The sequence below is a fragment of the Spirochaetaceae bacterium genome, assembly GCA_009784515.1.
In the GTDB taxonomy this organism is placed as follows: domain Bacteria; phylum Spirochaetota; class Spirochaetia; order WRBN01; family WRBN01; genus WRBN01.
The window spans coordinates 1-9156 of the sequence record WRBN01000076.1; the positions used below are offsets into that span (position 1 = coordinate 1).

Genomic DNA, 9156 nt, shown 5'->3' on the forward strand with positions numbered 1-9156 from the left:
TGCAGCAATGGCTACCATTTAACTCATAGTTAAAATAAAGTACAATAAGGTGGTAGATGAATATTTTACCACCTTATAAAGGAAAGTAATTAAATGCTAATATTTTTTTCTAAAGTTCAATCATCTCTCAAGTTAATCAATTATAAACTCTTTTTTGCTTTACTGCTTATCGGGCTTTTTCCGGCCATCTATACAGCGGTAAGAGTATTTTTTCTTGGTCAAATGCTCGATAGTTGGAGCTTTTCCATAGCGGCACAAATGCAGTGGCTAGGCGTGCTTTATGAAGTAATACAAGAGGCATTTATTTTGCCGCTTTATTTTTTTATTGGTAAAGCTTTTGCAGAACGGCACAAAAACGATGTAAATAGTAGTCAAAATGCTTTTGAGCTATCTAATATGGTTAAAACAGGTTTACTTATTGTTTTTATTGTTTATACGGCTTTATCACTTTTTATAATAATCTTTGCTAATCCTTTAGTTGGCTTTATGGGGCAGGATAGTGCTATTATAAATCAAACCGTAAGCTATATCAGACTAGAAACCGTTGCTAATATATTTAGTACCCTCTTCATGTTTATGTTAGTGGTTTTAGTAACTATTAATAAAGAAAAATATCTTTATGCTATTTTATTTTTACAAATGTTATTAACTATAATAAGCGATACCTTTTTAATCTCTATGTTACCTATTTCACTGCAGCTAGGTGTAAATGGTATGGCTATAACTAATATTATCGTTAATATTCTTTTACTGGTCTTATCTATTATTATTTTAAACCGAGAGGGAATTAAGCTGTTCAATCATAGTAAATTATCCTTTAAATGGACTAGCGGCTGGGCGAAGATTAGCGGTATATCGGGATTAGAATCGTTGGTTCGTAATACCTTTTTTATCTTTATGATTGTGCGTATGGTTAATATGGTAGGTGAACAAGGCACTTTTTGGGTAACAAATAACTTTATTTGGGTATGGTTACTTCTGCCGGTTTTTCAGCTTGGTGAACTTATTAAGCGTGATTGTGGTGAAAACAATCGGCAAGCTATCCAGCAAAAAACTTTAGGATATTTTGCTTTAACAACTTTATTTGTGGTTTTATGGTTTGTAACTATTCCTTTGTGGCAGCCATTTTTAAGAGATATTTTACAATTAAATAATTACTATGACATTTTTTACTTAACCTTGATTAGTATAGGTTTTTATGTTTTTTTTGCTTATAATAATGTGATAGATAGTATTTTTTATGGTATAGGAAAAACCAAATATATGCTTTATCAGGCTCTTATTACTAACATTATTTTTTATGGCGGGGCGTTTATCTTTTATATGATGGGCATTTATCAACCTACGCTTGTAAGCATAGCTTTAATGTTTGCGATTGGCACAGCCTTTGATAGTTTGGTAACTTTTATAATGTTTGTCTTTATGCTAAAAAAAGAAAAACTAAAAATAATTTAATTAAATATATAAATTAGTGCTAACTATGCTATCTAATAGCAATTTATATATTTAATTAAAAAGTTTAGTTTGTGGTTAAATGGTAACTTAGTATATAGTGCAGAAAATAGCAGGGTTCGTATTAGAAATGAAGATAACCATTACTATTATATTAGGATAAGGAAATTAGCCTTCTTTTAGGATAATCAGAAATGATTATGTTAATTACCTTAAAGAATTTGAAGATGGTTTTATAATAATTTATTCGCTTAATAATGGCAAAATATGGAAGACTTGGGAAGATAGTTTTACAGCAATTTTGGTTCGCCGTTAAGGTTTTCTTCTTAAAAATAGGTTAATTGCCTCTTGTCATTTTTAAAATTAGTTATATAATATAACTATACCGAAGAGGATTATAAAATGATTGAACTAGAAAAGCACTTTTACAGCTCCGTCCACGCAGGCCCGCATTTGTTAATTACCGGCTGTATACACGGTAACGAAGTTTGCGGCTACAGGGCAATAACAAATTTAATAAATAAACTAAATAGCGGCGAGGTAATATTAAAACGCGGCTCACTAACGTTAATTCCTGTGTGTAATCCGCCGGCCTTTTACGCTAATAAACGCGAGGTAAATGTTAATTTAAATAGATATATTGGCGAACATACCGATTTAAAAACTTATGAATATAAAGTTGCCAATCAGGTGGCTAAGGCTATAAAAAATTGCGATTACCATGTAGATTTACATTCGTTTTCAGATAAAGAAGGCGAACCTTTTGCCTTTGAAGATTACGATGAACCGAAGGTTTCGGCTCTGGCGCGTACCTTTGGCTTAGCTGTGGTTAAGGGCTGGCCGGCTTTGTATCCGCCGGCAAACGAAAAAGTGGGTGATAGCGGCTTTTATGCGCATAGTTTAGGTAAAGTTTCGGTTACCGTTGAGTGCGGCAGTAATGGCACAGAAGCAGCCGATAAAGTTGCCGCAGATTGCATAATTAAAGCACTTAATTTTTTAGAGATGGCCGATGCTAAGCTGCCGGAAGCTAACGCAGCAAGCAAAGTATATGTGATGGATAAGATAGAAACCTATCAAAAAGAGGGGCGGCTTTCCCGCGAATGGAATACTTTCGATTTTATTAAGGCCGGCGAAGTTGTTGCCGAGTACGACGATGGTGAAGTAATAAAGTTTGCTACCGATTGCTATATGATAATGCCTAATAAAGAGCCTAAAGTTGGTGATGAATGGTTTTACACGGCGCATTTAGAGCAATAATTTAAGTAATTATTGCTCATACAAAAATAATATCCTCATCGCTCTCTGTTATCTGTTCAACGCGGACATAACTGTCAAAGCTCTATTTTGTTAATAATTGGTGCGTTTAGATTCAGGGACGACGGCACTCATGATAGTTAAAATTTCTTCTAGGGTGAGCATGGGTTTATTATATTGCAAGAAAGGAGATTGGGCAAGAGAGGATTAAGTCGTAACTTTACTACTCGGTGTTAAAGTTATTCCTAAACTATCTAATACTTTTAAAATAGTAGCGAATGATGGACTAACATTTGTACCGGTTGTTTCATTTTTTAAGCCGGCTTCTTCGGTTATACCGGCCATACCTTTGGCACGGGCTACATCGTCTATACAAGCTAAAATAAAATTAGTTTCTCTGCTTTTAAAGGCTTCTTCAAGGTATAAATCCATAAGTTCTTCATCATCTTTTAAATATTCGGCTACATCAAAAATTGTTGTTTTTACCTTTGCCATATTATACCTCTAAATTTTTTAATAATTTCTTAGCTTGTTCAATATCTTTGTCTTGCGTGCGTTTAATACCACCACATAGCAAAAACACAATTTTATTATCTATTTTAGTAAGATAAATACAATACCCGGCCCCGTAATGAATGCGTAGTTCGTGAATACCTTTAGCACCATCTACAGCCTTAGAATCGCCAAAATTACCTAAAGCCACATGTTTAGTTTTGTTAAGTACAAGCTTTAAGGCATTCTTATCTTTTAGTCCCTTAGCCCACGCTTTAAACTCTTCGGTTTGCTCTATTATTAGCATGTTATCTATTATATCTTACAAAATATAATGGGTCAAGGTGGATTAGGCAAGAAAGAATAAATTAACTACTTATTAAGCCATCGCTTATAAGACTAGCCGTTAAAGTTACTAAACATTTTTGGAAAAAATAAAGGAGCGAATAAACCCCCCAGTAAATTGTTAGGGGGGTATATAACTATACTGTGTATTATTTAGACTTAGTTAATTTATAACCAATGTGTCCTGTCAAAATAGTACAACCTAACTGTATAACTGCTCTCTTTTCGTTAGCATATTTATCATCAGTGAATAAATTTTTAGTTAATTCTTTACTTATTTTATATCCTAAAGCACCACTACCTAAAGTACGAGTGATATCTCCAACTATGCGCACATTTCTGCGCTTTTCCTTACTTTCTGCTTCATATATACCAACCATTTTATCTTTTAAATGATGTGGTACATTTTGGTTTTTTAATATTTTACTTAATTCACTATAATTCTGTTTTTTATTATTGGAATAAATTTCAAATATTTTTTTGATACCCTCTATTAATGGCTTAACATCAGCACTAGAGAATAATCTTTTATTTTGATTTTGTAATTCTTGCATATATTTACTTATCTCCTATTTGCATATGAATATCATTTTTCTAAAGAATGTACTAAACTTTAAGTAATTCATCTTAAACTAAGTACCCACTGGTCTGATTTATTTCAGTTTTATCACAATTCCATTTTCCTTTTTCCTCCTCCACATTAATTAATTCAAAGTACAAAAAAATAAATAGTAAGTCAAGCATTTTTTTAATTTAAACTTTTCTTAACTTTCAGTTCCCATCTTTCAACTATCAACTCTCTCGCCCTTGCCATTCCCCCCTCAATCTGCTATAGTAACTCTATAATAAAGGGACCAAAACCGTAAATGAACGAACCAACTACCGAAAAAATCACCAGCATATCCATTGAGGAAGAGCTGAAAAAATCTTATCTAACCTACGCTATGTCGGTTATTATCAGCCGTGCCTTGCCCGATGTGCGTGATGGCCTTAAACCGGTGCACCGCCGCATTTTACACGTGCTTAACGAGCTTAAGTTAGACAACAGCGCCAAAACCAAAAAGGGCGCACTGATAGTGGGCGAGGTAATGGGTAAGTACCACCCGCACGGTGATGCCGCCATTTACGATACGCTGGTGAGGTTGGCGCAAAGCTTTAGCCTGCGTTACCCGCTGGTACAAGGGCAAGGGAACTTTGGTAGCATTGAAGGCGACCCACCGGCTGCTATGCGTTACACAGAGGCTAAAATGGCCAAATTGTGCGAAGCTATGCTGCGCGACATTAAAAAAGAAACGGTAAGTTGGCAGCCTACCTACGATGGCAGCCTTGATGAGCCAACGGTGTTGCCCACAGCGCTGCCAAATTTATTAGTGAATGGTTCTTCGGGGATTGCGGTGGGTATGGCCACCAACATGGCCCCGCACAACCTCAGCGAGGTGGTAGAGGCCATCATTGCTACTATCGATAACCCCGATATTACTATCGAAGAATTACTGCATTATGTTAAAGGGCCCGATTTCCCTACCGGCGCTATTGTTTACGGCAAAAGCGGCTTCCGCAAAGCGGCCTTTACCGGGCGCGGCAGCGTGATGGTGCGGGCAAAGGTGGAAATTGAGGAGCACAAAAACCACGAGCAAATCATCATCACCCAGCTGCCCTACATGACCAATATGAAGAGCCTTTTAACCAGTATGGCCGATTTAGTGAAAGATAAAACTATTGAGGCCATTAGTGAGATACGTAATGAAAGCAAGAAAGATGTGCGTATCGTGATAGAAATTAAACGCGGGTATGATGCCAGCGTGGTGCTGAATCAGCTCTATCAAAATACCTCGTTACAGGCTAGCTTTAGCATTAACAATATTGCTTTGGTTAATGGCGAGCCATTACAGCTAAACTTAAAGGATTTGATTACGCATTTTATTGCTCACCGTAAAGAGGTGATTGTTAAACGTACTAAGTTTGACCTGCGCAAGCTGCGTGAGCGCGAGCACATTTTGCAAGGCTATAAGATTGCTCTGGAAAATATTGACGCCATTATTCAATTAATCAAGGAAAGCCTCAACACCGCTACGGCGCGTGAACGGCTGATGAGTGGTTATGGACTTAGCGAGATTCAAGCTCAAGCTATCCTTGATATGCGCCTGCAACGGCTTACCGGCTTAGAGGTGCAAAAGATTATCGATGAGCTGGCGGAGATTGTGCGTAATATTGCCGGCCTTGAGGAACTTTTGGCCGATGAAAGCAAACAATATAATGTGATAAAAGAAGAAAGTTTAGCCCTAAAGTTACAATATGGCGATGAGCGCCGCACAGAACTTCTCCCCGATGAGATACAAGATATTACCAATGAAGATTTAATTGAAAGCGAAGACATGCTGGTGCTTATCAGCAAGCAGGGCTTTATTAAACGCGTGCCGCTAAGCGACTACAAAGAGCAGGGGCGCGGCGGTAAAGGCTCGCTCTCGGCTAAGCTGGGTGATGGCGACTATGTAAGCCACATCTTTAGTGGCAACACCCACGATATTTTGTTCTTTGTAACTACCAAAGGCAAGGGTTACTGGCTTAAGGTGTACCAAGTGCCGCTAGGCAGTAAAACCACTAAAGGCAAACACTTAAAGACCATCTTTGAATTTGAGGCCGATGAGGAAATTAGTGAAACCATCTGCTTTAGCGAATTTGACAACCGTTACCTCTTTATGGCTACCCGTTTGGGCGTGGTAAAACGCGTGGAACTGAACGCCTTTAAAAATGCCAAGACGCGCGGCATTATCGCCATCAACCTTGATGAGGGCGACAGTTTACAAAAGGTAGAGCTTACCACCGGTGAGAACCATATAATATTGGCCAGCCGCTTTGGTAAAGCCCTGCGCATTGATGAAAATGCCGTGCGTGTGATGGGCCGCACCGCCGGCGGTGTGCGTGGCATCAAGCTGGCGGAGGGTGATGAGCTCATTGGCCTTTCGGTGGCGAATGCCGATACCTCCATCTTTGTGCTTACCGAAAACGGCTACGGCAAACGGGTAGATTTTGAGCAGTTTGCCCCGCACGGGCGCGCTACTGCCGGCCAGCGACTGGCCAACACCAAAGGCAAGTTTGGTAACATTTTAGAGGCAGCCAGCTGTAACGAGAGTGATAGTGTGCTGGTCATTACCGAAAGCGGTAAAACCATTAAGGTAGCGCTAAGCCAAATTCGGCTGTTAAGCCGTACCGCCGGCGGCGTGCGTATTATTAAAACCGAAAATGAGGATAAAATTGTGGGTATGGCCTTTGCCGAAGGTGATATGCTGGAGGCCGATGAAGAGGTGGCTACTATTAACTATGAGCAGGCCGAACTTTTTGGCGAAGATGAGGGCGATGGGGAAGAGTAAAAGCTACTTAAAGGAGGTATACTATGGCAAAAATTTTAACATTTTTTAATCATAAAGGAGGAGTGGGTAAAACAACCTCATCATATAATGTTGCATGGGCTTTAAGTGAATTGGGAAAACATGTTTTAATGATTGATGCTGATGCTCAATGTAATTTAACTGAAATTTCAGTTGAAGATTCGGTTATTTACGGACCAGATAAACAATTCCTGTTTAATAGTGAAAGTAATTATGACACGAACTTTATACTTAAAAATAATATTTATGAATATTTAGTTAGTTATGTGCAACCAACACCGGGTAAGGAATTGCCTAAAATAAAATTCTTTAAGAAAAAAGAGGCAAAAAATCTTGAGTTATTACTTGGTTCAGTGAAATTTGCCGAATTAGAAAAAACTATCTCTCTCTCACTTGCTAATGTTCCCGGGCTTAATCATATTCCTATGTCTGTTTATACAGCTTTAAAAAAGGTAGGAAGTGATTTTGATTTTATCATTCTGGATTTATCACCCGCATTGTCAGCTACTAATCAATTATTTTTAATGCTCTCCGATTATTTTATTGTTCCTGCTAATCCAAGTGTTTTCAGTAGGCAAGCTTTAATGAATTTAAATACTATTTTTAGAGGGTGGAATAGAGAATTGGCTGGCTTTGAGGTTTTTAATAATAAATTAAAAGCCTTACCAAAGCTATTAGGAATTGTTTGCCAAAACTATAGACCTTATTCACGAGCTAATGAAAAAGGAACGACATCAGCCAAACGTTTTGAAGAAACTATGATAGAACTAAATAACTATGCCCATAATTTAGCCAGGGATTTAAATGGTTTTGGTATGGCTCTAACGGTAGATGAGTTTAAAAAATATTTTACTAAAGCTCAACCATATAGAATTGCAGATATACCAGATTTTAATCAGTTAATGGTAGTTTCGGAAAAAGAGAAGCTACCTGTGATTGCTCTTGATAATAAAATTTTAAATAGAAATGATTTAGGTACAGAGCAATATAGAACTAAAGTTGAAGATTTTAAAAAGGAGTATTATTTTATTGCTGAAGGGATAGCTAGTCTTTAACTAGTTAAAAAAAACAGGTAAAATAAATGAACAGTAAAATATTAGTATTGCTGGAGGCCGATGAAGAGGTGAAAGAGGTTAGTTACGAGCAAGCCGATTTGTTTGATTTGGAAGATGGGGAAGAGTAGGTAAAATGACGGAAGAGTATATCTACATAGTACAAGCCGAAAAAGAGCTGGATAAATGTAAAATTGGCATAACGAGCAATTTAGAGGAAAGGCTTAAGCAATACAACAATATAACTGGTAAAAGTAAAGCTAATATTTATAGCTACCTGTTCACTTGTAAAGTTAAAGATATGCGTGCTGTAGAAAATGATATTAAGAAGCAGTTTTTACACTTACGAGAAGAGAAGAGTAAAGAGATTTACTTTTATAATAAAACTTTATTTGAAGGTTATGTAAATTTTATTAAAGAGCATGAATTTTTTATAAAGGAAGAATTCATAAAAATAGAGCCAAAGCCACTAATTGAAACTAAACTAGTTAAAAAAGAGACTGTTAGTTTAGATGAGCAAGGGTTAAGCCCCAAGGGTGTTATGCAGAAGGCCCGTAATGTAGCTGATGACGAGTTTTATACTCGTATAGAAGATATTGAAAAAGAACTAATTATGTACCCTGCTGAAACTTGGTACAATAAAGTGGTATTTTGTAACTGTGATGATGCTGTAGGAGATAACGAAAAAACAACCTCGCCTTTTGCACTTTATTTTTTACAGCATTTTAATGAGCTAGGTTTAAAAAAGCTTATTTGCACCCATTTTAAAGGGAAGGTAGATTTGTTTAATAGTGGTAGTAAAGCCTATATCTTTACTAAAGAAGGCTTTAGTGATGATATATTTGACGGCGACTACACTTACCCTAAAAAATATGATGGTAGCTTTGACCACCCGCGTTCTTTAAAAATATTAAATGAAGAGGCAGATATTGTTTGCACTAATCCACCCTTTTCACGGGCGATAGATTATTGGAGAATAGTCATTGAAAGTGGAAAAAAGTTTTTAATTATCTCTAATGAAAGTAATGCCATTAATACAGCCTATATTCACTACTTTAAAAATAAGCAAGTATGGGCAGGGTATAACCCTGTACGTAAGTTTTTAAATCCTAAACGGCAACTAGTTGAGGCTTCGGGGCGTTGGTATACCAACTTACCTATAGCTAATAGAA

Annotated in this window: 8 protein-coding genes; 5 read left to right on the forward strand and 3 right to left on the reverse strand. The window is 36.9% G+C overall.

All coding sequences use genetic code 11. The features are described 5' to 3' along the window. The first annotated feature begins 93 nt into the window (after positions 1 to 93). Together FWE37_07950 and FWE37_07955 are read left to right on the forward strand one after the other, a co-directional pair. Positions 94 to 1455, forward strand: coding sequence for a hypothetical protein (locus FWE37_07950; GenBank protein MCL2520910.1), 1362 nt, complete (start codon positions 94 to 96; stop codon positions 1453 to 1455). Between the two features lie 399 nt (positions 1456 to 1854). Continuing rightward, positions 1855 to 2709: a succinylglutamate desuccinylase/aspartoacylase family protein gene (locus FWE37_07955; GenBank protein MCL2520911.1), complete on the forward strand. Its 855-nt coding sequence runs from the start codon at positions 1855 to 1857 to the stop codon at positions 2707 to 2709. A gap of 204 nt (positions 2710 to 2913) precedes the next feature. Here FWE37_07955 and FWE37_07960 read toward each other — a convergent pair whose 3' ends face one another. The 3 genes from FWE37_07960 to FWE37_07970 all read right to left on the reverse strand — a co-directional run bounded on the left by FWE37_07960 (position 2914) and on the right by FWE37_07970 (position 4097). Then, a complete protein-coding gene (locus FWE37_07960) occupies positions 2914 to 3201 on the reverse strand; it encodes a putative addiction module antidote protein (protein MCL2520912.1) in 288 nt (95 codons plus the stop codon). A 1-nt stretch (position 3202) separates the two neighbouring features. Beyond that, a complete protein-coding gene (locus FWE37_07965; GenBank protein ID MCL2520913.1) occupies positions 3203 to 3505 on the reverse strand; it encodes a type II toxin-antitoxin system RelE/ParE family toxin in 303 nt (100 codons plus the stop codon). Between the two features lie 187 nt (positions 3506 to 3692). Then, positions 3693 to 4097: a hypothetical protein gene (locus FWE37_07970; GenBank protein ID MCL2520914.1), complete on the reverse strand. Its 405-nt coding sequence runs from the start codon at positions 4095 to 4097 to the stop codon at positions 3693 to 3695. Positions 4098 to 4409: 312 nt separating this feature from the next. Between FWE37_07970 and gyrA the strand changes: the two genes are divergently transcribed. The 3 genes from gyrA to FWE37_07985 form a co-directional block, all read left to right on the forward strand. Beyond that, positions 4410 to 6914, forward strand: coding sequence for a DNA topoisomerase (ATP-hydrolyzing) subunit A (gene gyrA / locus FWE37_07975; GenBank protein ID MCL2520915.1), 2505 nt, complete (start codon positions 4410 to 4412; stop codon positions 6912 to 6914). Between the two features lie 23 nt (positions 6915 to 6937). Continuing rightward, positions 6938 to 7987 carry an AAA family ATPase gene (locus FWE37_07980; GenBank protein ID MCL2520916.1) on the forward strand — a complete coding sequence of 350 codons (1050 nt, stop codon included), beginning with the start codon at positions 6938 to 6940 and terminating at the stop codon, positions 7985 to 7987. Between the two features lie 133 nt (positions 7988 to 8120). After that, positions 8121 to 9156 (forward strand): GIY-YIG nuclease family protein (locus FWE37_07985; GenBank protein ID MCL2520917.1); only part of this gene is annotated, 1036 nt, incomplete at its 3' end.